Consider the following 24,021-nt stretch of genomic DNA (forward strand, 5'->3'; position numbering starts at 1 on the left):
CATCACACCATAGGCGGTAATCGCGGTGATATCTGCTACTTTCTCAAGGTCGTATTCGATTCCGACCTGATCAGCGGCCTGCTTGACATTTTCAGCCAGCTGGTCGCATTTGGGGCATCCAGGCCCCAGAACTTCGATTTTCATTATAAATTCTCCTGTGTGATTATATTTCCATATATCATCCCGGATATTGTTGCCATGACTACCACCAAAACCACGAACACGATCGTCTTTTTTGTGCCGATTACCGAGCGGATCACCAGCATATTGGGTAGCGACAGAGCCGGTCCTGCCAGAAGCAGTGCCAGTGCCGGTCCCTGCCCCATCCCGCTTCCCAGAAGCCCCTGCAGAATCGGTATCTCGGTCAGGGTGGCAAAATACATGAAAGCTCCCACTACGGATGCGAACAGGTTGGCCCAGAGCGAATTTCCACCCACTGATTCTGATATCCATTCAGGTGGAATCAGTCCCTCATGCCCCGGTCGTCCCAGAAGAAGTCCGGCGACCAGTACACCGACGAACAACAGTGGCAATATCTGTTTGGCAAAGCTCCAGGTTTCAGAAAACCACCTTCCTGACTCATCATCACGACCAATAAGAATGACCGACAGTCCGGCTACCGCGGTTGAAAATGGAATCAGGGGGATTTCCGGAAAAACCAGCGCCAGAATCAGGGTGATAATTGCAGTGAGAGAAATCTTTACCCAAGAGAGCTTGAACCAGAATAACAGGATAAGTCCCAATCCGGTTGCTGAAAGCGAGGTGATCAGCCATTTATGATTGTAGACGGCCAGCCAGAATCCAGAAGAGTTTTCCGGTTGACCCCAGTTGGCGAATACCAGTATCGCGATCATAGCCGCGAAATACATGGCGGTCTTGCCGAGCGGACGGGATTCCTCTTCATCCGGCAGAGCCATCTTAACCCGATTTTTTTCCTGCTCATCTCTTAGAAAAATGAGATTCATCAGAAGTCCGATAACGATCCCGAATAATATCGCCCCCACAGCCCGGGCGATTCCGATTTCGATTCCGAGCACACGGGCGGTCAGAATCATCGCCAGTACATTGATCGCCGGGCCGGAATACAAGAAGGCAGTGGCAGGTCCCAAACCTGCTCCCATCCGATAAATCCCCGCAAAAAGCGGTAAAACAGTACAGGAACAGACTGCCAGCACACTTCCGGAGACAGAAGCTACACCATAGGAAACGATTTTACTGGCTTTAGCTCCGAGGTATTTCATGACCGAGGCCCGACTGACGAAGACCGCGATCGCACCCGCGATAAAAAATGCCGGGATCAGGCATAGGATGACATGCTCACGGGCATACCATTTGGCCAAAGCCAATGCTTCGACCACTCCATTTTGCATTCTCGTCGATTCTACCGGTAAAAAGAAGAAAAGCAAAAATACGGCGATGATAAGAAGAAACGATTTCCATTCAGATCTCAGGTTCATCCACTCTCTCCGAAATCCAGTTGCGTTATGCTACCTGTTCAACACCCTGAGTTGAGTGTTGGCATTCGAGTCCAAAACCGATTCCGCACAGCTGAAGAAATTCAAAACGCAGGGCATCCGAAGGCTGTACCAGACTTGTGTACCCCGTTTCTCAGAAGCGATTATCCCGGCTTTTTTCAGAATTGCCAGATGACGGGAGACAGTCGAGATATCCGATCCGACCAGTTCGGTCAGATTGCAGACACACATCTCCTCTGAATCCAGCTGAGCGACAATAAACAGGCGGGTTGAATGCGCCAGGGCCTTGATGATATCAGCCCGGGCCTCGAACAGTTCTCGTGTTTTCTTATCCATATCCCCTATCTCCTTCTATGTTTGTTATTTGGCAAAATATGCAAATAAGCGGGCCTGTCAAGTATATTTTAGATCAGCGATAGAATTAATCTAAACTCAGTTTGAGAAGACTTTTTTGAAGCAGTCGATCGCTGTTTCGATATCGTCGGAGTTTACATCCAGGTGAGCGACACAGCGGATCAGGGTATTTCCGAACTGCACTGCCAGTACTCCCTGCTGTTGCAATTCTGCCAGCACGTCGGTAACGCTTTTTCCTGAGGGAGCGATATCCATGATTACGATATTCGTCTGGACTGTCTCCATGTCGATATCGATGCCATTGATTTGGGACAGTTCTTCAGCCAGTCTGCGGGCGTTTTTATGGTCTTCAGCCATCCGCTCGAGGTTATTGTCGAGAGCGTAGATCGCCGCCGCCGCGATTACACCGACCTGACGCATACCACCACCGAACATTTTGCGGAAGCGTCTCGCTTTAGCGATAAATTCTGCCGAACCGGCCACTGCCGATCCGATCGGCGCACCCAATCCCTTGGAGAAACAAACCGAAACTGAATCGAAATACCCGGCGTATTTTTCGAAAGCGATCCCGGTGGCAATATGGGCGTTCCAGAGCCGTGCGCCGTCGAGATGCATGCAGATATCATGTTCATCAGCCAGTTTTCGTAGTTTCTCGATTTCGTCCAGGGGAAAGACAGTTCCGCCGGCATGGTTATGGGTGTTCTCAATCTCGATTACCCGGGTCGGGGGAGTGTGCAGTGTTTTCTTTTTGATGTAAGGTTCGATTTGCTCACGCGTGAAGGTGCCGTGATGGCCGCGGAATGTGTGCGCCACCAGCCCACCGACGGCAAAGACCGCTCCGGCTTCGTAGTTGAGCACATGACAGCCTTCTTCGCAGATAATTTCCTCGCCGTGAATCGTATGGGTCTTGATTGAAACCAGGTTACCCATGGAGCCGGAGGGGACATACAAGGCGGCTTCCTTGCCCAGCAGACCGGCGACTTTTCTCTCAAGCGCTTTAACAGTGGGATCATCGCCGAAAACGTCGTCACCGACTTCAGCAGATGCCATCGCCTCACGCATTTTATCGGATGGACGGGTGACTGTATCGGAACGTAAATCGATATATTTCACAGGGTGCTCCTTTCAAAGAATAATTTAAAGGATAGAGACAGCTCGCTCAGGTGTCAAGCTAAATAAAGGCCAGGAAAGCCTGCATATACAGGCCGGAAACGATCGGGACGGTCATGTTGTCGTCGGAGCGGGTCGTAAATGCTTCGACCAAGGTTGCTACCAGCGCTCCGCTGAGCCCGACTATATAGGGAATCGCATCGCCGTAGATCAGGTGAAATCCGTAAGCGGCCAATGCGGCGGATATAAAGAAGGCAAGAGAGCCTTCTATTGACTTGTTGCCGTACTTGTGAAACCCCCAGCGTCGTCCGATAAGCGCGGCGGAAGCATCACCCAAAACGATAAAAGCAATCGCGCTGATTGCGACCGCTTTGTCGAACATCAAAATCACCAGGAAATCTGTTGTAAGAATATAGCTGGCTCCGGAAAAACCGATCTTTTCAGTCGGCCTGAGCATGAAACCGAGGTACTTGGCCAGAAACCTGTTCCAGAGGTCATGGCCTGTAAACCTGATCAGGTCAAAAGCGATCGACAGAACACAGGCGGGTAACAGAATAAGAAGCGTAGTCGAGCGGGAAGTAAAGAAATATAAAATCGGAATGACCAGGCTGAAGACATGCACAAGTTTGCGGGCCGCTTCCTGAAAATATGAGATCTCTTTTCCGTCATTTCGCGCTTCAAACTCAGACAGCATATGCCTCAATTTTTATAAGCTTAAAATCCCCGCATCATCTTCTGTATATCCGGGCGGGGTAACCAGTCTACCGTGAACGGGAAATCCCTGAACAGTTCATAGTCGATTTTGATATCGAGATCGGCTAAAACATACGCTTCCCACTCATCTACAAAAGCCTGTCTTCTCTGGGCAAGCATCTGTTTGCGTACTTCGACCCTTACCGCTTTGAAGTCTTTTATGCCGGTCTTGTTCTGGATTTTAACGACATGCCATCCCCAGTCGGATTTTATCGGCGGCGTGACACTGCCGATTTCGTACTTATAGATTTTTTTGAAGAAGTCGGCTGAGATTTCGGCTGGGGTGATCCATCCCAGATTGATAGTCATACGCTTGATATCCTCGGTTTCCCCCTGCGCGTAATCCATGGCCGCCCACTGGAAATTCTCACCGCTGTCGACCCGGGTCTTGAATTGTTCCGCCACCGCCCGGTCTTCGACCACCAGTTGCTGAATGGCGAGCATGCTGTCCTCGGTGTATTGATGCTTGTGAGCTTCATAATAGGCACGCATCTCATCTTCAGTCGGCTCGATATTGCCTGGAGCGCGGTCGGCTTTTAACCGTTTGAGCTTTTCGCGGAAGAGAAACTCCTCATGCGCTTTTACATATTCCGGAGATTCCGTATTGCCACGTTTTTTAGATTCGTAGGAAAGCATCCACAGGTCGGCCATTCGTGACAGCAGTTCATGCTTGATACGCATGGTCAGAGAGTCTCTCTGGAGTCGGTTTTCTTCGCGCTCGGCATATTCGCGAAAGACGAACATATCGACCGTGTCAGCGCTATCGATAATGATAGCCCAGTCGTCATCGGAAAGTTCGTGATCAGTACCATCTGAAAATGCCGGATTAAAGCTGATATCTATTTTTTGGTGCAGGCTGTCGAAAAACTCGGCCGCCAGCCCACGGCTTTTGTTTTGTTCGATCACTTCACGGATATGGGCCTCGAGCGAGGAGTCGAGATCGTAATAGTACTCCGGCACCCGCTCATGGACTTTGACCATATGGTAGCCATAGGTGGTTTCGACAGGACCGTGGAAGGTGTCTATCGGTTCCTTGAAGACGACTGAATCGAAATAGTAGGCGGCATCGCCTTCCTTGATCTTAAAATCGAGCATACCGCCGTTTTGGGCCGAAACTGAATCATCGGAATAGTCCCGGGCGACCTCTTCAAAAGGTCTGCCTGATTCGAGTTCGGCCACGATTATATCCATCTTCGCCCGCGCTATCGAATCACGGACTTCTTTTGTGAGCGCGATTCCCAGGTCGAGCTTGCTGGTCAGGTAACTTTTTTCGGTCGTGGCAAGTATATGAGCGACGCTGGCAGTGGCGGGAACTTTAAAGCTTTCTTTGTTGGCTTCATAAAATTGTTCAATTTCCTCATCGCTGATTTCGATTCGCGATTTTATCTCGTTCTCGAAAAGGATAAATCGCAAGGTTGCATTGAGATGATCATCCATTTGCACCTGTAATTCACGATCGATCTCGATAGGGTAGTCGGGGGCCCTGAAACGGGCGGCATGATCCAAAATCAGCCGTTTCAGGGTTTCGGCCTTAAACGCCAGGGTATCTGTAAAATCCTTGCGATGAAAACCATCATCGTTTAGTCCCTGGTTGAATTCATTGAGCGTGATCGTGTCCGTGCCCACCAGCGCAACAGGCGCAAGGCTGTCGGTGATATCGCCATCGCTGTTGAAATTATCAAAAGGTAACGGTTTTTCTTTGCAGGCAGTGAGAGATAATAAGATTAAAACAGGCAGAAGCAGAATCAGTTTTTTCATGGTGATAAGTTCCTCCGCTTATTTCCAGAAAAACAGGGCTGAAACCCTGAAAGAATCGTCCAGGTCATTATCGCTAAGATAGGCAAAATCGACTTGAAATGGAAACAGTTTCAGGCCACCTCCCAAAGTCAGCTTGTCGGTATCGTAACCTGCCCGGGCAAACAACTTATCCAGAAAACCGAGTTCCGCGCCGAAGTGAGTGTCCAGGGAAACAGAACCACTCCAGTACTGGGCGTTGTCGCGCAGGTTTTCGAAATGGAAGTCGCCGTCGGCTGTCAATGTCAGACTGAAATCGTCGAATTCCTGACGAATACTCAAACCGGCGATCACCGTCGGGTAGATCGATTCCTTTGTACCGGTGTCGTAGGCCAAAAGGGTGGTAGTGAAGTCCCGGATCAACAGAGAAGCTCTTAAACTGTTTGCGATCTTATACCTCAGGCCCAGATCCGCCCCGAGGCCATAGGCAGAAGAAGTCGGTATATCTCGATAAATGAATTTGGCGTTCAGCCCGATCGACAGGCGGTGGTTGTATTTGAAGGCATACGAAGCGATCAGCTGGTAGTCGGCATGGCTCTCCTCGCGCAGAACAGTGGGGATCTCCCCCTGCCATTCGGCGATTTTGATTCCACCTCCACCCAGACGGGTGAGACTGAATGCCAGGGTACGGTTTTTGGCTGTGTCGAGCGGGAACGCTCCCGCCAGGTAGTCATGGTTTAGAAGCGAGCCAAAAGTCTCAGCGTGCATAAACGCGACCTGGCGTAGTTTGACTCCGCTCAGCCCGGCCGGATTCCAGAAGCCCGAAGTGACATCGGAAACCTCCGCTGAAAAAGCACCACCCATAGCGAGAGCCTGAGCTCCGACCCCGAGGTAAAACGGCTCACCAGCATACTTGGCGGCGGGAAGATCGGCTACCGTGACAAGTAAGGCCAGGACCATCAGTATGGTCGTTACAGGTCCCGCTGGATATTGTTTCAACTGCATATCTCCGCGTTTAGAGCGATTAAACTGCCACTACATAAGAATACGACTCAACCAGCCTTCTCTTGATTATAAAAACAGATTGCTGATATGTTTGATTTTTTCTCCGGAAATCACACCGCTGAACTGCGCGACGATATTCATCTCACGGTCGATCAGGTAGGCGCTGGGCATTACACCGACACCATAGGCCGCGATCGCGTCCCGGTTCTGCGGATACAAAATCGGGAAGGGCAGTCGGTTAATATCAGCGAATTCTTCGAGGACTTCGGTGGAGATGATGTCGGCGTTTAGCGCCAGTATGATCAGACCGCTGTCACGCATATCTCTCTGCACGCCAGCCAGCGTGTCCAAAAGCTCACGGCTCGGGATCGAATTCGTCGACCAAAAGACTAATAGTTTCAAGTATTCATCATATTCGCTCAATTTCAGGGAGGTTCTGTTGAGGTCGAAAAAGTTGATGTCAGGCGCCTGGCCGAGTATGAAAGTTTCGTAATATTTCTGCACCGAGTCGCGCGTCAGGAGCATTCCGGTAGTGTCGATGTTTTCCGAAATCTCCGCCTCAATGCTGTCTTTTGCTTCGGTGCCGGTCTTGTCTTCACCGTTTTGATTGGAACCGCAGGCCAGTACGACCAGGATCATAAATACGGATAGTATTACAAACAGTTTACTCATACTGAAATCCCCGTTTTATAATTTGCCAGATTTTATCAACTATATCGAACGAATGTAATACTAAACTTTCCCGATGGCAAGTGATAGATGAGGCCGGTGTATTCAAAAAAAACAGGCAGTTATGGCTAACTGCCCTTTTAATCGATCTCGATTAGAAATTTAACCCTGTTCTTCTTTTTTCTTTCGATCCACATAAGCCTTGAATTGCTCTTTTTCATAGGCCGAATCTTTGATATAGCGCAGAAGCCAGTAAAAATCCTCAGTCGGCCAGTAGCCCGGTGCAGGTGCTATCTTGGAAGCGTCCGGCTTCAGAAACCAGGTCGATGGATAACCGCGCACACCGTAATCTCTGACCAGGTTTTTCTGGCGATCACCGTCGACTTGAACCGCGACGAAATCTTCGTTTAGCATGCTGATGATTCTTTCATCGGTCAACGTTGTTTTGTGCATTTTTTTGCAGTAACCGCACCAGGTGGTTTCGAAAAAGACGGCCACGTGAACGCTGTCTTTGGAGGCTTTCCTGATCCCTTCCTCATAGGAGTAAAACTTGATCGCTGGTTTGCCGTCTTTGCTATCACCAGCATTCAAAGACAGGATAAATCCAGTGACAATAACGAAAGTGAGAACAATCAGGCCGAGTTTTTTAAGAGTCATAGAAATTCTCTCCTGGTGTGTATATTTGAAGTTTTTTTTAATCTATATAAATTCCCTAAAAAATCAATCCCTTTTCTTCAACAGAAAAGGTCTCGATAGGTTCCAGAACTCATCCGGCTGTCAGTATCAGATTGTTGTTACCGAGCATATCGAGAAGTTCGTCCATCAACTCGCCGTTAGGGTTAACCTGTTCCGGTGCAACGACATCAACTATCTCTTCCGGGGTTCTGACTCGAAAAACCACACGAGTCTTGCCGGGAAAGCGTGTAAGTAAATTCTTGACCGTGTCGATCAATTCCGGCTTATGGGCCGAAACTGTCAAAGTCAATGTCAGGCTGACGTTTTCATTGGCCAGAGATTCCAGGGATTTTACGTCGGTTACCATCAGTTTGGCTTTTTCTTCCTCGCGTTTGGAAACCCGGCCTGTAAAAAACAGCATATTGCTCTGGATCAGCAGTTTTTTATGTTTTTCGAATGGGTCGGAGAATACGATCGCCTCCAGGCTTCCGGTGAAATCCTCGATTGAGACGAAGGCCATCTGCCGTCCCTTCTTGTCGATATTGATTTTGAGCCGGGTAATTATACCACCCAGTGCGGCCTGGGCGTTGTCGGGGAGTTCGTCAATACTCTCTGAATTGCAGGTGCCGAAAAGCGCCAGCTGGGGGCGGTACTTGTCCATCGGGTGCCCGGAAATATAGAAACCGAGTGATTCCTTTTCATGGGCCAGAAGTTGCGAGCGTGTCCAGCTCACATCCTCGGCCAGACGAGGTTCGGGATTTATCATAAGGCTTTCCGATTCGCCAAAGAGCGAGGTCTGCCCGCGGTTGCGGTCAATCTGCCGTGACTGCCCGTAGGCGATCGCATTTTCTACTGTACCATGTAAAGTCGCCCGATCCGGGCCCAGTGAATCCAGAGCCCCTGCCATCACCATGGCCTCGATCATGCGTTTGTTGACGGCCGAGATATCGACTCGGGCTGTGAAATCGAAGATGCTTTTGAAGGGACCGTTTTCGGATCGTTCGGTGATGATTTTCTCGACCGCCGATTTACCGACATTTTTGATTGCCGCCAACCCGAACCGGATCGATTCTTCTTCAACAGAAAAATCGGACATACTGCGGTTAAGATCGGGCGGGAGCAGATCGATTCCCATCCGGCGACATTCTTCTTTTAAGATGATAATCCGGTCGGTCGAACCCATCTCCGAAGTCATCAGGGCAGCCATGAATTCCTTGGGGTAATGGGCTTTCAAATAAGCCGTCTGGTAAGCCAGGTAGGCGTAACCGACAGAATGGGATTTATTGAAGCCGTAGCGTGCGAATTTCTCGATCTGATGAAATATCTCTTCGGCGAGCTTTTTTTCGATATCGTTTTCGATACAGCCGTTGATGAAATCCTTTTTCATCTGTGCCATCAGGTCGGCGATCTTTTTACCCATCGCCTTGCGCAGAATATCCGCTTTGCCGAGGCTGAAGCCGGCCAGTTCTGAAGCCAGTTGCAGGACCTGTTCCTGAAAGACTATGACCCCGAAGGTGGTTTTCAGGATTGGTTCCATATCCGGGTGCAGATACTCGATCTTTTCCCGGCCGTGTTTGCGGTCGATATAGACATCGATCATACCGGAATCGAGCGGGCCGGGACGATAAAGAGCGTTCATGGCGGCCAGGTCATCCAATGATTCGGGGTGCAGTTTTTTCATGTATTCACGCATCCCGGAAGATTCAAACTGGAAGATGCCGATCGTCTCGCCCCGTCCGAACAACTCATAGACTTTGGGGTCTTCGAGAGTGATATTATCCAGGTCGAGTTCAACGCCGTGATTTTTGCTGATCATTGTTACCGCGTCGTCGATCACCGTTAGTGTTCGCAGGCCCAGAAAATCCATCTTCAGGAGTCCGATTTCCTCGGAGCATTTCATATCGAACTGTGTGGTTACTTCGCCGGTGTTACTCTTAAAAAGCGGGACTTTTTCGATCAGAGGCTCAGGCGAAATCACCACCCCGGCAGCGTGTGTTGAAGCATGACGGGCCAGTCCTTCCAGTGTCCGGGAGTATTCCAGAAGCTTAGCGATGCGCTCATCGGTCTCGGCCAGCCGGGCCAGGTCGGGTTCCTCAGCAAGCGCGCCGTCTATCGTCTGCCCGATCTTAAACGGTATCATCTTGGCGATTTTGTCGACTTCGGTATACGGTATTCCCATAACCCGGCCAACATCGCGCACCACTCCGCGTGCCGCCAATGTGCCGAAAGTTATGATCTGGGCCACATTTTCCTGGCCATATTTTCCCGTAACGTAATCGATCACCCGGTCACGACCGCGATCAGAAAAGTCGATATCGATATCGGGCATACTTACCCGCTCAGGATTCAGAAATCTCTCGAACAACAGATCATACCTGAGGGGATCGATAGTGGTGATACCCAGGCTGTAAGAAACCAGGCTTCCCGCGGCTGAACCCCGTCCGGGACCGACCGGGATATTTTGCGAACGGGCGTAGTCGATAAAATCCTTAACAATCAGGAAGTAACCGGCGTAGCCCATCTGCCTGATCACGTCCAGCTCGTAATCGAGGCGGGAATAGACTCGTTCGCCGGCCTCCGGATAAAGTTTTGTGACACCCTTCCGGCAGAGATGGCCAACGTAAACATCAAGGTCATTGAATTCGGGAGGCATTTCGAAGTGAGGCAGTATGAGCTTGCCCATCTCGATTTCGACATTGCACTGCTCGGCGATTTTGAGAGTGTTTTCGATAGCTTCGGGAGCATCGGCAAAAAGCTCTTTCATCTCTTCCGATGATTTGACATAGATCTGGTCGGTGGTGTAGCGGAACCTGTCAGCATCCTGCAATGTCTTGCCGGTCTGGATACACATCAGGGCGTCATGGGCGGCGCTGTCGGCCTGATGAAGGTAATGGCAGTCATTGGTGGCGACCAGGTTGAGACCGAGTTTTTTTGCCATTTTGATCAGTTCGAGCTTGTCTTTTTTCTCCTCCTCGATCCCGTGATCCTGGATTTCGAGATAGAAATTCTCCTTGCCGAACATATCCGCGAATCGTTTGGCCAGTTTCTCTGCCTCTTTATAATCGTTGTTGCGGATTTTATACGAGATTTCACCCTGCAGACAGGCTGAAGTGGCAATCAATCCATCTGCATACTGAGCCAGAAGCTCTTTATCTACGCGAGGTCTGTGATAGAATCCCTCCAGGTAACCTGTCGAGACCAGCCTGATCAGGTTCTTGTAACCGGTGTTGTTTTTTGCCAGAAGCAAAAGATGGTAACCGCCGTCGGGCTCGCCGGGAATCGATTCCTTTTTAGTCAATTCCCGCGGAGCGACATAGATTTCACATCCGATGATAGGTTTGATTTTGGCCTTGTGAGCTTTTTTGTAAAACTCAACGGCACCGAACATATTTCCGTGGTCGGTCATCGCCAGTGCGCCGAAGTTTAGCTCCTGCGCGCGGGCTATGAATTTATCGATATGACAGGCACCGTCCAGAAGAGAATACTGGGTATGGTTGTGAAGATGTACGAAATCCGCGTTACTCACCCCGAGATGTGTCCTTTTTTTTCTGATCTTCCACTAATCTGTGCACTTCCTCGTATATGATCTCATATTCTTTATTGTTGGGATCGAGTTTCATGGCCTGTTTGTATTTATCAAGCGCTTGTTCGTATTCGAGCATCCCGATCAGGGCGTCGCCCCAGCCGATATAGCCGGGAGCGTAATCCGGTTTGAGCATGAGCCCCTGTTCGAATGCGTGCGCGGCTTTTTCTGCTTCACCCAGGTGGATGTACGAGAATGCCAGGTTGAACCAGGCTTCAAAAAAGGTGCTGTCGATTTCGACCGCCTGGCTGAATTTTTCGGCCGCTCGACGATAGAGCGATTTAGTGAATGCCTGATTTCCCTCGCGCAGGAGTTGCCGTGCGCTGGCTTCGCTTTCGACGACTGAAAAGGAAAGCATGTTTTTACGCGTGAACGGATTGTCCGGTGCGAGGCCGACTGCCAGGTCGAGATAATGCCTGGCTGAATCGAGGCGACCGCCGAGCAAAAACAGGCTGACCTTGGAATTGATTACAAATGGAGACAACGAATCGACTGCATAGGCGCTGTCGATAAATTCACTTCCGGTTGCGCCATCCTGAAGAAACAGCAGAGTAGCGCCATAGTTAGCCAGGATTTCGGGATTGTCCGGGTAGTACTTGAGTCCCTCCCAGAGGATTTCTTCGGATTCATGGAGTTTATCCTGGCTTCTCAGGACCTGGCCCATCCAGCGAAAAACCCCCGCGTGCGGTGGATCGGATAGCTTTTCCGCGGTCTCGAGGTATTCCATAGCGGTCATATAATTCTCAAGGTGCCAGTGTATTTCGGCCAGGCGGATATACCCGATCGGACTGTGCGGGTCGATTGCACGGAGTTGTTCGAAAGCCTGCCGTGCGCCCGGGAAGTTGCCTATCTTGATATAGACTTCGCCCAACAGCAGAAGCGTGTGGCGATGCTCTGAATCGATCGAATAAGCCTTTTTCAGTGTATCGATCGCTTCGGCATATTTGCGCTGGTAGTTGAGCTCGCGCGCGCTCTGGAAAAGGCGGTCGACCTGTGGATCCGCGCTCATTCCCTGAGTTGACCAGAGAATGATTACCATGAAAATACAAACGATAAATTTTCTCATATGATGTTACCTGTAAAACCTGTGAATTTTCTTCGGGCGTTTACCCAGGACCAGAAACAGTATCGCGCCGAAAGCGAAGCCCCCGATATGGGCGAACCAGGCCACTCCTCCACCACTCTGCGATACTGCCAGCGAATTGGTTCCGCTGATCAGTTGTAAGATAAACCAGAAGCCGAGTACGAATACAGCTGGCAGACGGATAATCCGGATAAAGTAGAACAAAAATATCAGCGTGTAAACCTTGGCATAGGGAAAACGTACCAGGTAAGCTCCCAGGACGCCGGCGATTGCCCCCGAAGCGCCTACCAGGGGCACCTCTCCGGAGGGTTCGATGAAGACGAAAGTCAATGTTGCGGCGATCCCGGAAATTATATAGAAGAACGCGAACCAGACATGGCCCAGGGTGTCCTCGATATTGTCGCCGAAAATCCAGAGATAGAGCATATTCCCACCCAGGTGCATGAATCCGCCGTGCATGAACATGCTGGTGAACAAATTGAGGTAGGGTGAAGTCGACAGATACGACATCTCCGGAGCCATCAGGTCACGTCCCGACATAAGCTCGGCCGGAATCAAGCCGTATTTGACCGTAAACTCGGTGAAGCCCCGTTGCCCCAGAGAGAATTCATAGATGAAAACTATCACATTGATCGCGATCAGCGCGATAGTTACATACGGCGTAGTTCCGCGCGGATTGTCGTCTTTAAATGGAATCATAGCCTAATTACCCACCGAAAATCAATATACTGATCTGCTTCAGGAAATAAAGCATTAATTTCCTGACGGCTGATATCGAAAAAGCGACTTTCTTACCGCCAGATTGCCGAGGTTATCCCGGGCTGAAATCACAAGCTCATGTTTGCCCGGAGTGAGTGCCCGATCGAGATGAACATAGGCGATATCGTTATCCACATCGAGTTCGCAGACTTGCCAGCGTCCATCCAGAGTTACAGTTACCAGTGTATCGGAGCCGATTCCCGCCAGTTCATCTTTTATCCTGAACCTGATTTTCGGCCTGGAATAGCTTGTATAACTTCCGTTTTTGGGACGAATTGAATAAATTCGCGGCGGTTCAGTGTCTGTCAAGAGCTGGAAACTTCCAAACGACCTGAAATCAGCCATCATGTAACCATCAGGATCTAAATCGTTTGTAGCAAAACCGGGATTGCCTTTGCGATCAATCGTAAACAAGCCAGTTTTTTCCGCTGACATGGTATTCGGTAGTTTGATCCCGAGGCTGATATTTTCAATAAACAGGCGATCGTCGGGCTGAATAATCAGTGACGGGCCGGAGCTGCTTCCCGTAAAGTGCCCGACCGAGAAAAACAGGTCGGAAGGTATCGATTTCGGAATCCTGATCCGAAAACCCTCACGAATATATTCGGCATCGCTGTTGCCCCGGTGATAAATATAGGATTCGGAGGCCGCTTTACGAATTACAAGGTCATTTAAGAGGTTCGGAACAGGATGGAATCCCTCCAGAAACGATCCAATCGGGCGATCGAGCCTGAGCGCAAATTTCAACCTGTCATCGCCTGATAAAAGCGGTTGAACAAACGATATCCCTATGTCATTTTGAATAATGAAATCATAAAACCCGGCCGGGTCGCAGACTATTTCCGGATGAGATGAGTAAAACTGCACCGATTCGATCCAGTCGATTTGATTCAGATGCTTGGAATCGATATAATTGGAATGGAATTCAGGGTAATAGCCCAGGAGCTCGCGGTGAAATATGCCATTTTTATCTGCAAAATCAATTCGCACAAGCTGAAAACCGTCATCACCGGTTACCGGTTCCAGGGTTTCGATAACATTCTGTAATGGTAAAATCGTACCGGCATTTGTCTGCTCGGAACTGATACGGGCAAACTTGATGAAGCCGACTGAGTCGGGATCGAATTTGAGCAAATCGATCCGGTAGTCGGAGCGGGCAGGGAACAAGTAACTGCTGTGAGTGAAAAAATCGAAATTTGCCGGATTATTGCGGCCTTCAAAAACCGAACGAAGCTTTGGAACCGGCAGAATCTCGATTTTAACCTCGGCCTTGGCCCGGTTACCGTGAGAGTCGGTAGCAACTATTTTAAGGTCATGCAGGCCGGGGGACAGCGTGCTGTCAAGGGTAAGTCCACGGCAGGTGGGACAGTCGGAACCCGCACGGAATTGTCCTGATTTCAGGCCGTCGGGATAGTACAGGTTGTGATAGTAGTGCTTGTTTTTAATTCTCTGGTAATGATTGTAGTCGAGGTCGACCAGGTTCCAGGTGCTGAATGACAGGCTGTCGTAGCGTGAGTGAAACCTCAGGGTGTCATCGAGATAGAGCTTAATATCGGTTACATTGAATTTTCGGCTGTGGTTGTTTATATAATCGGCAACCTTGATTTCTATACCTACTTCACCGTACATCCGGAAGATTTTAGCATTTGTGTACACTCCTCTGTCCCGATTGTAACGAAGTCTGGCCGAATAGCCCTGATGCGCCCCCTCGACATTTCCAAAGCCCTTGAGGGGCCTGAAGGTGATCTCCTCGAAGCGGGGTTTGCGTGTATCCCTGACTGAAGAGTAGAACCGAAAGGGATGCAAGGGGTTGTTGTTCGCATCGCGGATTTCGAAATGCAGGTGAGGTGCACCTGCTCCCGATTGTCCCGATTTGCCAATCAGCTCCCCTTTTTTGAAACGGAAAAGATCTTTTTCAGGATACAGGTTGACCTTGTAGCGACCGGCCTTATGTTGTTCTGCGCGAACGTATTTTTCCACTTCAGGAGTAAATTCAGAGAGGTGGCCGTAAACAGCGATATTGCCGTTATCGAGCTTGAGGTAGACGACATTGCCATAGCCCCACCAATTGGAGCCGACCCGCCACAGGTAACCATCGTCGACAGCCACAACCTTGTAGCCGGTTTTGCCGAAAGTCCGGATATCTATCCCGGCATGGTAATGCCCGCCCCGGAAGGCGCAGAAATTCGAGGTAAGTTCTCGTGAAGCCGGAAGTGGCCAGGTATAGTCGCCGGCAACGGCTAAAACTGGAACTAAAATTGACGTTATCAGTATCAAAAACAAAGATTTCATAATATTATCCGATACTTGCATTCAGAACTTATACGCAGTAAAGCTAACATCGTTCTCAAACAAAAAGTGCTTGCTTTGAGTTCGACCAGTGATATATTAAAAACTTGACTGAAAATAAAGGAGAAAATCACTATGATGCAGGAACTGCGAAATTTCAGTAAAGCCTTTTTGATTATCGTCGCAATCGCCTTTGTGGGAACGATCTTCTTTGCCTGGGGGATGGATATCGCCGGTACTGGTACCGGGGATCAGAAGGGTTATATCGCCAAGATAAATGATCAGGAAATCGATCCGCGAATTTACACTAACCTGGTACAGAATCTGAGTGACCAGTTGAACCAGGGTGGCAGTGTTTACCTTGACTGGGCATCCAATGTCGAGATTCGTGAACGAGCCTGGGACCGGATGGTTACGGATATCCTCATGGAACAGCATATTAACGAAATGGGTCTGTCGGTTTCCAAGACCGAGATGTTTGAATATCTCTGGAACTACCCGCCCCGTTACCTGTGGCAGGATCCCAATTTACAGACCGACGGGCAGTTCGATATGCAGAAATATCGTCAGCTTCTGGCCGATCCGAATTTTGCCCAGTACCTGGGAATGGTTGAGCAACAGGAAAGACCCCAGATCAAGCGGCTGCAGTGGGCTGAACTTGTGCGGGCGGCGATCCGGATTACTCCGGAAGAGCTGATGGATGAGTTCCGGCGTCAGTTTGAACAGATCAAAGTAGAGTATATTTACATTCCGACTCAAAAGGTCACAGAACCTGAAATCACGCTGGATACGGCTGAAGTGAAAGCGTATTACGAGGAAAACAAGGAAGATTTCAAGCGTGACCCGGTCGCTAACCTGGAATACGTCGCTTTTAATGTTCAGCCGACTTCAAGTGATACCAATGACCTGTCAGATATCAATATCTGGATCCAGCAGGCTTCCGAGTCCGAGCAGGATATTTTCCCGATTATGGCGGCGGTTATTTCCGATGACAGTCGCGCAACGCAGACTTATGGTGATATCGGTTGGATTCAGCGCGGTCGTTACAGTCCTGAAATCGACAGCGTGGCATTCAGCCTCGATTCGGGTGAAGTCGCCCAGGAACCGATTCTAACCCCGGCCGGGTGGCATATTCTTAAAAGTGCGGGCAAACGAGTCAATGACGACGGTGTGGAGGAAGTCCATATATACCAGATAATCAAAAAAATCAGGCCTTCCGGAGCTACTTTCTCGACCCATTTCACCCGTGCTCAGCAGTTCCGCACGGATGTGAAAGAACTCGGTTTTGAAAAGGCCGTCGAAAAGTACGCATTGACAATAGAGGAGAGCGGACCGTTTCAAAAAGCCACCGGATCGGCCGGCCGACTGGGGCAATCCGAGACTGCCAGCAAATTTGCTTTTAATCACAAGGTGGGCGCTGTCTCGGATGTCTTCATGGTAGCCAACCAGGACCAGAATATCTATCGTTTCGTGGTAGCCCGGGTAAAGGAACGTCAGCCTGAACAGGTGATTTCATTTGAAGAGGCCTACCGAACCTGCGAGCGTGAACTTCGCCGTAAGAAACTTTTGCAAAGAGCGGAAGAGCTGGCTATGAAAATATATGATGAAGCTCAGGGTATGGTGGACCTGCGTAGCTTAGCCGACAAATACGAAGTCGAGTTTTACGAGACCGATTTCTTCACCAGGACAGATTATAACGCTACTAAGCTGGCATCCGATCCGGCTTTTGTCGGCGCCGCCTTCGGCCTCTCGATGGATGAAAGCATCTCCCAGCCGGTCTATACAAGCCGTGGAGTAGCAGTGATTACCCAGACCGGAAGGGTTTTCAACCCGGATCAATTTGAAACTCAGCGCGACAATATTTACAACACTCTCTGGGCCCAGAAGGTGCGCCTGACCACAGATCAGTGGGCGGCCGAGATTCGGGAAGATGCCAAGATCGAGGATTATCGTGATGTGCGCCAGAAATGGCTGTTCTGATCTGTTTGGAAGTGATTGAATATATTAAAGACGGCCGCTTTTAGCGGCCGTCTTTTTTTCTATTGCACGAGTTCGGCGTCGTGTTCGTGGTTGTTGATCTCGGCCTTGGTCTTGTAAAACTCTGTGATATCCAGGTTCTCATCGAGCGAGAATACACTGTAGTTTTCCTGGAAGCGAGACTCATCGACTTCGAGATCGATCTTGAAGCGGTATTTGCGGCAGATATCCTTGAGCTTACGGTTGTTCTCTTTGTTAAAGATTTCCGCGACACTGGGATTGACCCTGAGTTTGAATTTGCGGTAATGCGAACCTGCGCGCGCGCGCGCAAACCAGCGCTCGATTCTCATCACGATAGTCTCCGGCGAGTAAATTCTCCCGAGACCCATACAGGAAGGACATGGCACGCTGAATGTCTGCAGAAGAGAGGGTCTGCTCCTCTGCCTTGTCATTTCGATCAAGCCGAAATCCGAGACCGGCGAGATCGCCATCTTGGAACGGTCCCCGGCCAGGTTGCGCTTGAATTCCTCGAACAGCTTGCGACGGTTATCACGGCTGTACATATCGATGAAATCGATCACGATCAGGCCACCGATATCTCGCAGACGAATCTGCCGTGCGATTTCACGGGCAGCCTCGAGGTTGACCTGCAGGATCGTATTCTCCTGGTTCTTAGTGCCGATAAAACGGCCTGTATTGACGTCGATCGTGACCATAGCCTCGGTCTGGTCGATGATGATGTAAGATCCCTTTTTGATCCAGACCTTGCGATCCAGCATCTTGTCAATTTCCTGCTCGATATTGTAGATGTCGAAAATCGGGATGTCCCCCTTGTAGAGCTCGATTCTGGTTTTCAGGTGAGGGGCAACTCCCTTGACATAGGAGAGGATCTTCTTATAGGCGTCCTTCGAATCGACCACCAGTTTGTTGGTATCACCGGAGAAAATATCGCGGATGATGCTGGAGGTTATTCCGACCTCGCGGTGTAAAAGCTCCGGCGGTTTGGATTTTTCATATTTGCGCGTGATCCGGTTCCAGATCTTGAGAAGCCTTTTCAGGTCCTTTTTGAGGATCTTTTCCGGCTGGTTTTCGGCCTCTGTTCGGACGATTACTCCGAAACCGTCCGGTTTCAGATCGAAGAGAATATTGCGCAGACGTTTGCGCTCGTTCCAGTTCGTGATTTTGCGCGAGACGCGGACATGGTGTTCATTCGGCACCAATACGATAAAGCGGCCGGGAAGCGAAACCGAGGTGGAAATACGTGCCCCCTTCTGGCCCAGCGGTTCCTTGATCACCTGCACCAGGATGTCCTGGTTGTTTTTTATCAGGGTTTCGATCGGGGAACGCTTGGTTTTGCGGATCAGTTCCGGTCCACCGTTTTGGTCCTCATCGTCGATCAGATCGAAATCGAAACGGGAAGATGCACTGGTGTCGAAACCGACGTCAGAGATGTGCAAAAATGCGGTGCGGTCGAGTCCGAGCTCGACAAAAGCGGCCTGCATACCGGGCAAAACCGCCACCACCTTGCCTTTGTAGATTGCCCCGACATTGCGTTCCTCATCGGGACGCTCCACCAGCAGTTCAACCAGTTTACGGTTTTCGATGATCGCGATGCGTGTCTCATGCAAATCAGCATTGACGATGATTTGCTGGTCCATTGACAACTCCTGCCAACGGCCGAGGTGCGTTTATCCGAGCCGGGAACCCGCCTCGAACGGGCAGCCGCGAACGAAATCACGGCAGGGGAGACGTCTTTTACCTTCCATCTGGATTTCCCTGATCTGCACGGAATCAGTTCCGGCTTTGACGATCAGGCCGCAATTAGTGTCGGCCCGGATGACTTCGCCGGGGAGATTGGATGATCCTTCGCCGGTAATCTTACGGGCCCTGAAAATTTTGATACGTTTACCGTTAAAATCGGTATACGCTCCAGGTCTGGAGGAGAGCCCGTGAATCAGGTTGACGATTTCGGCGGCCGGTTTTGTCCAGTCGATCTCGCCCATTTCCGGCTTGATCTTGGGAGCTTTGGATACCAGCGCGGGATCCTGAGCGAGAGGCTGATAATCCCCGGATTCAATCGTGTCCAGGGTTCTGACTATCAACTCCGCGCCTATGACTGACAGCCGTTCTGAGAGTTCATCGGCTGTCTCCTCGGGCATGATGTCGGTCTCCTGCTGAAGCAGAACCTGGCCTGTATCGACTTTCTTTTCGATCAAGAAAGTGGTCAGTCCGGTTTTTTTTTCGCCCTTGATCAATGCCCATTGAATTGGCGCCGCACCCCGAAAGCGGGGCAAAAGCGACGCGTGCAGGTTAATCGCTCCCCGGGGAGGAATAGAAAACAATTCCACCGGCAGAATTCTAAAGGCCACTACTACAAAGATGGCTACTGCCAGGTTGGAAATCTTCTCGAGGAAAGCAGGCTCTTTGAGGTCATCCTGCTGGATGAGATTCAACTCATTCTGCCGGGCGAATTCGGCCACGGCGGGAGAGCAGAGCTTTTTTCCACGTCCGCGGGGACGATCAGGTGAGGTGACAATCGCGGCCACCTCATGCTTGGAAGATAAAAGCTTCTCTAAAGAAGGCACCGCGAATTGCGGATTTCCCATGAAGACTAAACGCATCTTCAGCCGACTTTAAGCTTCTTGAGCCGTCCGGAAATAAGATCGCGTTGAGTGGCGGAAAGGTAATCGATGAACAGTTTGCCGTTGAGATGGTCATTCTCATGCTGGACTGCGCGGGCTAAAAGCCCGGATGCCTTCATACGTTTGAGGTTGCCGTCGAGATCGGTATAGTCGACCGTAATGCTCTCGGCGCGTTCAACCTCAAAAAACAGGCCCGGAAACGACAGGCAACCCTCTTCACCGATCTCTGATCCCTGTCGCTCGATAATCTCAGGATTTATAAATACTAACGGTTCTGCATCAAAATCAACCTGAGTCAGGTCGATTATAAAAACTCGCAGATTTACACCCACCTGCGGGGCGGCCAGCCCCAGTCCTTTGGCCCTGCGCAGAGTTGTATACATATCCTCCACGAGAGCCTTAACTTCGTCATCAATTTTTCCAACCGGTTCGGACATCTTGCGCAGAACCGGATTGCCATAACGAACGATTTCGCGAACAGCCATAAAATTTATAACTAACTTTGAACTTTACTTGCAATGGAACTCTTGACAAACTCCACTTTAACTTCATCGGCTACTTTCAAAACCACTTTATTCTGTTCGTCGTGGATGGCATAAATTGTGCCGATCATTCCCGATGAAGTGATCACCTTTTCACCTTTTTGCAGGCTGTTGATCATTTCCTGATGTTGCTGGGCACGTTTTTTCTGTGGCCTGATGATCAGAAAGTAAAACACACCGAACATCAAAGCCAGCATAATAAAGAAACTGTAATTTGCTAATCCGCCCGGCTGGGCGGCGGTTGCCAGAATCGTACTACCCACTTGACCTCCAAATTTTTAACTCAAAGCATTAATCCTTCAAGTTAGGTTCGTGGCAACGAAGTTGTCAAGCACTTTTAATCCAAATCTTTAACATATCGCAAACAGAAATGTTCCAGCCAGGCCTCGAATCTACCCTCCTCGATAGCCTGGCGGGCACCTTTCATCAGCTCGCTTAAAAAATACAGATTGTGCAGGGTTGCCAGTCTCAAAACAGACGGTTCTCCGACATTGAAGAGATGGCGCAGGTAGGCGCGATGATACCTTTGGCAGACCGGACAACCGCAGTTCTCGTCAATCGGCCGGAAATCCTGTTTGTAGCGAGCCGCCTTCAGAGTCATCTTGCCCTCAGCTGTAAAGATCGTGCCGTTTCTGGCGTTACGGGTCGGCATAACGCAGTCGAACATATCGATCCCGCGGCGGACCGCCTGCAGTAGTTCGACCGGGGACCCCAGCCCCATAAGGTAGCGTGGTTTGTCCTCAGGCAGAATTTCGGTGCAGACCTCGGTCATCTCATACATCAGGTCCAGCGGTTCCCCGACAGACAGGCCACCCAGGGCATAGCCGGGAAAGCCGATATCCATACATTTCTCGACTGCGATCTTACGCAGTTCCGGATAGGTCGAACCCTGTACGATGGCAAACAGGGCCTGCCGGCGCGTATCTTCGGCCCAGTACTCGCGGGCTTCCCGCTCCCAGCGATCAGTTGTCAGAAGCGCCTGGTAGGCGTCGGACTTGGAGGCGGGATATTCGATGCAGATATCCAGAGGCATGATTATATCCGAACGCAGGTTGCGCTGGATATCGATCACCTTTTTGGGGGTGAACATATGTTTTGAGCCGTCGATATGGGACCGAAACAGCACACCCTCTTCACTGATTTTAACCAGCGCGTTCAGGCTGAAGACCTGGAATCCACCCGAGTCGGTCAAAATCGACCGCTTCCAGCCGTTAAAACGATGCAGTCCGCCACAGTCAGCGATCAGATCGTCACCCGGCCTCAGATAGAGATGATAGGTGTTTCCCAGGATAATATCGAACCCCAGCTCCTCGAGGTCATAGCCGGAGACCGCCTTGACCGCGCCATGAGTACCGACCGGCATGAACGCCGGAGTCTGGATTGTGCCGTGCGGCGTTCTGATTTCACCCCGTCGGGCACGGCTTTTCGGATCCTTGTGAAGCAGTCTATAAGTAAAAAAATCAGCCAAGCTCAGCCTTTCTTAGAGAAACCATAGTCGCCGAAGATCTGCGAGAATCCGCCGTAATATGAACGTTTCTTGGTCATGTAGGCAAACGGTTTGACGTTTTCGACTACCAGCTTGTTGTTTTGCCAGCAGTCTTCATCGATATGCGTTTCGACAATTTCGCCCACGAAGAAGTCATGCGAACCGAGCTTGAGAGTGTGGCGCACGATACATTCCATATTGATCGGGCATTCTTTCAAAAGCGGTGCTTTCACTTTGTCGCCGGGGATGGCGGTATAATTTGTCTTCTCAAATTTATCATGATCTTTGCCGGAGATATTTCCACACAGGTCGGCGTCGGAAACAGTATCGTCGCCGGGGATATTGACCACGAATTCTCCGGAGTCTTTGACGAGATGGTACGAGTGACGATTTTCGCGGATGCCTACACCGATCATGGGGGGAACCGAGTTGCAGATTCCAACCCAGGAGATAGTGATGATATTCGGTTTCTCATCACCCGACTGAGCTGTCACCAGTGTTACCGGCAAGGGTACCAGGAGAGTTTGTGGTCCGAGCTTGACTTTACTCATGGAAGTTTCCTTTCGATTTTATGAGAGAGCCAGGCTGAGTGCGTCAGCGATCTGCCCGGCGTGATGGATTTCTATTTGCGACCTCAGCTTCTTATCGATTTTCGCGCCCCTGGGCACCACCGCCTTTTCGAATCCGAGACGGGAGGCCTCGGCCAGACGGCGTGTGAGATTGGCGACCGGACGGATTTCACCACCAAGGCCGACCTCGCCCATTACGATCAAATTTTGTTTGACGGCAACTTCCTCCAAAGATGACATCAGCGCCACGATCACTCCCAGGTCGACTGCCGGTTCAGTGATTTTCATCCCTCCGGTGATATTCACGAAGACGTCTTTATCGCCAAAGGGTATGCGTTCCCGTTTTTCCAGGATCGCCAGAAGAAGTGCCAGCCTTTTGGGATCGAAACCGGAGCTGACCCGCTGGGGATACCCGTAGGAACTACGGCTGGCCAGCGCCTGAAGCTCCAGAAGAATCGGGCGGGTGCCCTCCATAGCGGCGACGATAACCGAGCCGTAAGAGTCGGGACTTCGCTCGGCCAAAAATACAGCCGAGGGATTCTCGACCGGCTGGAGGCCGTTGGCCTCAATTGAGAATATGCCGATCTCGCTGGTAGCGCCGTAGCGGTTTTTCTCGGATCTCAGTATGCGAAAGAGGTGGTTTTTTTCGCCCTCGAAATACAGGACGACATCGACCATATGTTCCAGAACCTTGGGGCCGGCGATGGCACCCTCCTTGGTGACATGGCCGATTAAAAACGAAGTCACCTGTTTGACCTGGCAGATGTCCAATAGCGTGGCGACTGATTCGCGGATCTGGCTGACCGTACCCAAAGATGATTCCAGCTGTGGTGATTTGAGTGTCTGGATTGAATCGATGATCAGGATCTTATAGTCTTCTTTGTTCAAGGCGGCAATGATTTCATCGACATCGACCAAACAGGCAACATCGATCAGGTCGGATTTTACACCCAGGCGGTCGGCCCTGATTTTGATCTGGGTCTGTGACTCCTCGCCGGTGATATACAGTGTGCGGATTCCCAGATTACCGAATTTACCGGCCAACTGTAACAGCAGTGTCGATTTGCCGATACCGGGATCACCGCCTATCAGGAGTGAGCTGCCGGGCACCACCCCGCCTCCGACAGTGCGGTCGAATTCGCCCAGGCCGGAGATTATCCGGTAATTCAGGTCGCCTTCAATTTCGGACAGGCGGTAGGTGGTGACCTTGCGTTTCTCGGACCGGGATTTTAAGCGTGATTTAGTCTGGAGCTGTTTTTCCTCGGTCAGGCTGTTCCATTCACCGCAGGATGAACAGCGCCCCATCCACTTGGAG

Annotated in this window: 21 protein-coding genes; 1 reads left to right on the plus strand and 20 read right to left on the minus strand. The window is 50.4% G+C overall.

Annotation, left to right across the window (positions count from 1 at the left end; genetic code table 11):
- The 13 genes from GF404_03030 to GF404_03090 all read right to left on the minus strand — a co-directional run.
- A partial coding sequence (locus GF404_03030; protein ID MBD3381150.1) for a thioredoxin family protein occupies positions 1 to 144 on the minus strand: 144 nt, incomplete at its 3' end.
- Positions 144 to 1,457: a hypothetical protein gene (locus tag GF404_03035; protein MBD3381151.1), complete on the minus strand. Its 1,314-nt coding sequence runs from the start codon at positions 1,455 to 1,457 to the stop codon at positions 144 to 146. The genes GF404_03030 and GF404_03035, both read right to left, overlap by 1 nt.
- Positions 1,458 to 1,487: 30 nt before the next feature.
- Entirely contained in the window at positions 1,488 to 1,811 is a 324-nt protein-coding gene (locus tag GF404_03040) for a metalloregulator ArsR/SmtB family transcription factor (GenBank protein ID MBD3381152.1), read from the minus strand.
- A gap of 96 nt (positions 1,812 to 1,907) precedes the next feature.
- The gene (locus GF404_03045) at positions 1,908 to 2,942 is read right to left on the minus strand and encodes an aminotransferase class I/II-fold pyridoxal phosphate-dependent enzyme (GenBank protein MBD3381153.1); all 1,035 of its coding nucleotides are present in this window, start codon (positions 2,940 to 2,942) and stop codon (positions 1,908 to 1,910) included.
- Between the two features lie 58 nt (positions 2,943 to 3,000).
- Complete coding sequence (locus GF404_03050; protein ID MBD3381154.1) at positions 3,001 to 3,633, minus strand: hypothetical protein; 633 nt, start codon at positions 3,631 to 3,633, stop codon at positions 3,001 to 3,003.
- 20 nt (positions 3,634 to 3,653) lie between these two features.
- The gene (locus tag GF404_03055; protein ID MBD3381155.1) at positions 3,654 to 5,450 is read right to left on the minus strand and encodes a hypothetical protein; all 1,797 of its coding nucleotides are present in this window, start codon (positions 5,448 to 5,450) and stop codon (positions 3,654 to 3,656) included.
- An 18-nt stretch (positions 5,451 to 5,468) separates the two neighbouring features.
- On the minus strand, positions 5,469 to 6,431 hold the full coding sequence (locus GF404_03060) for a PorV/PorQ family protein (protein ID MBD3381156.1): 963 nt from the start codon (positions 6,429 to 6,431) through the stop codon (positions 5,469 to 5,471).
- Between the two features lie 66 nt (positions 6,432 to 6,497).
- Positions 6,498 to 7,103: a redoxin domain-containing protein gene (locus GF404_03065; protein ID MBD3381157.1), complete on the minus strand. Its 606-nt coding sequence runs from the start codon at positions 7,101 to 7,103 to the stop codon at positions 6,498 to 6,500.
- 159 nt (positions 7,104 to 7,262) lie between these two features.
- On the minus strand, positions 7,263 to 7,757 hold the full coding sequence (locus GF404_03070) for a thioredoxin fold domain-containing protein (protein ID MBD3381158.1): 495 nt from the start codon (positions 7,755 to 7,757) through the stop codon (positions 7,263 to 7,265).
- Between the two features lie 109 nt (positions 7,758 to 7,866).
- Positions 7,867 to 11,301, minus strand: a complete 3,435-nt coding sequence (locus GF404_03075; GenBank protein ID MBD3381159.1) for a DNA polymerase III subunit alpha — start codon at positions 11,299 to 11,301, stop codon at positions 7,867 to 7,869.
- Positions 11,294 to 12,424: a tetratricopeptide repeat protein gene (locus GF404_03080; GenBank protein ID MBD3381160.1), complete on the minus strand. Its 1,131-nt coding sequence runs from the start codon at positions 12,422 to 12,424 to the stop codon at positions 11,294 to 11,296. The genes GF404_03075 and GF404_03080 overlap by 8 nt, the downstream gene beginning before the upstream one ends.
- A gap of 6 nt (positions 12,425 to 12,430) precedes the next feature.
- A complete protein-coding gene (locus GF404_03085; GenBank protein MBD3381161.1) occupies positions 12,431 to 13,141 on the minus strand; it encodes a rhomboid family intramembrane serine protease in 711 nt (236 codons plus the stop codon).
- A 54-nt stretch (positions 13,142 to 13,195) separates the two neighbouring features.
- Complete coding sequence (locus GF404_03090; protein MBD3381162.1) at positions 13,196 to 15,514, minus strand: peptidoglycan DD-metalloendopeptidase family protein; 2,319 nt, start codon at positions 15,512 to 15,514, stop codon at positions 13,196 to 13,198.
- 111 nt (positions 15,515 to 15,625) lie between these two features.
- Here GF404_03090 and GF404_03095 point away from each other — a divergent pair, with 111 nt between their 5' ends.
- Complete coding sequence (locus tag GF404_03095; GenBank protein ID MBD3381163.1) at positions 15,626 to 17,470, plus strand: hypothetical protein; 1,845 nt, start codon at positions 15,626 to 15,628, stop codon at positions 17,468 to 17,470.
- 59 nt (positions 17,471 to 17,529) lie between these two features.
- Here GF404_03095 and GF404_03100 read toward each other — a convergent pair whose 3' ends face one another.
- The 7 genes from GF404_03100 to radA form a co-directional block, all read right to left on the minus strand.
- Positions 17,530 to 19,125 (minus strand): Rne/Rng family ribonuclease, encoded by a 1,596-nt coding sequence (locus tag GF404_03100; GenBank protein ID MBD3381164.1) that lies wholly within the window; start codon positions 19,123 to 19,125, stop codon positions 17,530 to 17,532.
- Between the two features lie 30 nt (positions 19,126 to 19,155).
- Positions 19,156 to 20,088: a methionyl-tRNA formyltransferase gene (locus GF404_03105; protein ID MBD3381165.1), complete on the minus strand. Its 933-nt coding sequence runs from the start codon at positions 20,086 to 20,088 to the stop codon at positions 19,156 to 19,158.
- Between the two features lie 2 nt (positions 20,089 to 20,090).
- On the minus strand, positions 20,091 to 20,594 hold the full coding sequence (gene def, locus GF404_03110) for a peptide deformylase (GenBank protein ID MBD3381166.1): 504 nt from the start codon (positions 20,592 to 20,594) through the stop codon (positions 20,091 to 20,093).
- Positions 20,595 to 20,605: 11 nt separating this feature from the next.
- Positions 20,606 to 20,848 (minus strand): preprotein translocase subunit YajC, encoded by a 243-nt coding sequence (yajC, locus tag GF404_03115; GenBank protein ID MBD3381167.1) that lies wholly within the window; start codon positions 20,846 to 20,848, stop codon positions 20,606 to 20,608.
- 140 nt (positions 20,849 to 20,988) lie between these two features.
- On the minus strand, positions 20,989 to 22,119 hold the full coding sequence (gene tgt / locus GF404_03120; GenBank protein MBD3381168.1) for a tRNA guanosine(34) transglycosylase Tgt: 1,131 nt from the start codon (positions 22,117 to 22,119) through the stop codon (positions 20,989 to 20,991).
- A 2-nt stretch (positions 22,120 to 22,121) separates the two neighbouring features.
- Positions 22,122 to 22,688, minus strand: coding sequence for a flavin reductase family protein (locus GF404_03125; GenBank protein ID MBD3381169.1), 567 nt, complete (start codon positions 22,686 to 22,688; stop codon positions 22,122 to 22,124).
- Between the two features lie 18 nt (positions 22,689 to 22,706).
- The coding region (radA, locus tag GF404_03130; protein ID MBD3381170.1) for a DNA repair protein RadA at positions 22,707 to 24,021 on the minus strand (1,315 nt) is incomplete at its 5' end.

Source organism: Candidatus Zixiibacteriota bacterium, from assembly GCA_014728145.1.
Lineage (GTDB): Bacteria > Zixibacteria > MSB-5A5 > JAABVY01 > JAABVY01 > WJMC01.

Coding starts and splice junctions, on each gene's coding strand:
- GF404_03035 (MBD3381151.1), bottom strand. CDS start 1,457: ATGAACCTGAGATCTGAATGGAAATCGTTTCTTCTTATCATCGCCGTA.
- GF404_03040 (MBD3381152.1), bottom strand. CDS start 1,811: ATGGATAAGAAAACACGAGAACTGTTCGAGGCCCGGGCTGATATCATC.
- GF404_03050 (MBD3381154.1), bottom strand. CDS start 3,633: ATGCTGTCTGAGTTTGAAGCGCGAAATGACGGAAAAGAGATCTCATAT.
- GF404_03055 (MBD3381155.1), bottom strand. CDS start 5,450: ATGAAAAAACTGATTCTGCTTCTGCCTGTTTTAATCTTATTATCTCTC.
- GF404_03060 (MBD3381156.1), bottom strand. CDS start 6,431: ATGCAGTTGAAACAATATCCAGCGGGACCTGTAACGACCATACTGATG.
- GF404_03065 (MBD3381157.1), bottom strand. CDS start 7,103: ATGAGTAAACTGTTTGTAATACTATCCGTATTTATGATCCTGGTCGTA.
- GF404_03070 (MBD3381158.1), bottom strand. CDS start 7,757: ATGACTCTTAAAAAACTCGGCCTGATTGTTCTCACTTTCGTTATTGTC.
- GF404_03080 (MBD3381160.1), bottom strand. CDS start 12,424: ATGAGAAAATTTATCGTTTGTATTTTCATGGTAATCATTCTCTGGTCA.
- GF404_03085 (MBD3381161.1), bottom strand. CDS start 13,141: ATGATTCCATTTAAAGACGACAATCCGCGCGGAACTACGCCGTATGTA.
- GF404_03090 (MBD3381162.1), bottom strand. CDS start 15,514: ATGCAAGTATCGGATAATATTATGAAATCTTTGTTTTTGATACTGATA.
- GF404_03095 (MBD3381163.1), top strand. CDS start 15,626: ATGATGCAGGAACTGCGAAATTTCAGTAAAGCCTTTTTGATTATCGTC.
- GF404_03100 (MBD3381164.1), bottom strand. CDS start 19,125: ATGGACCAGCAAATCATCGTCAATGCTGATTTGCATGAGACACGCATC.
- GF404_03105 (MBD3381165.1), bottom strand. CDS start 20,088: ATGCGTTTAGTCTTCATGGGAAATCCGCAATTCGCGGTGCCTTCTTTA.
- def (MBD3381166.1), bottom strand. CDS start 20,594: ATGGCTGTTCGCGAAATCGTTCGTTATGGCAATCCGGTTCTGCGCAAG.
- yajC (MBD3381167.1), bottom strand. CDS start 20,848: ATGCTGGCTTTGATGTTCGGTGTGTTTTACTTTCTGATCATCAGGCCA.
- GF404_03125 (MBD3381169.1), bottom strand. CDS start 22,688: ATGAGTAAAGTCAAGCTCGGACCACAAACTCTCCTGGTACCCTTGCCG.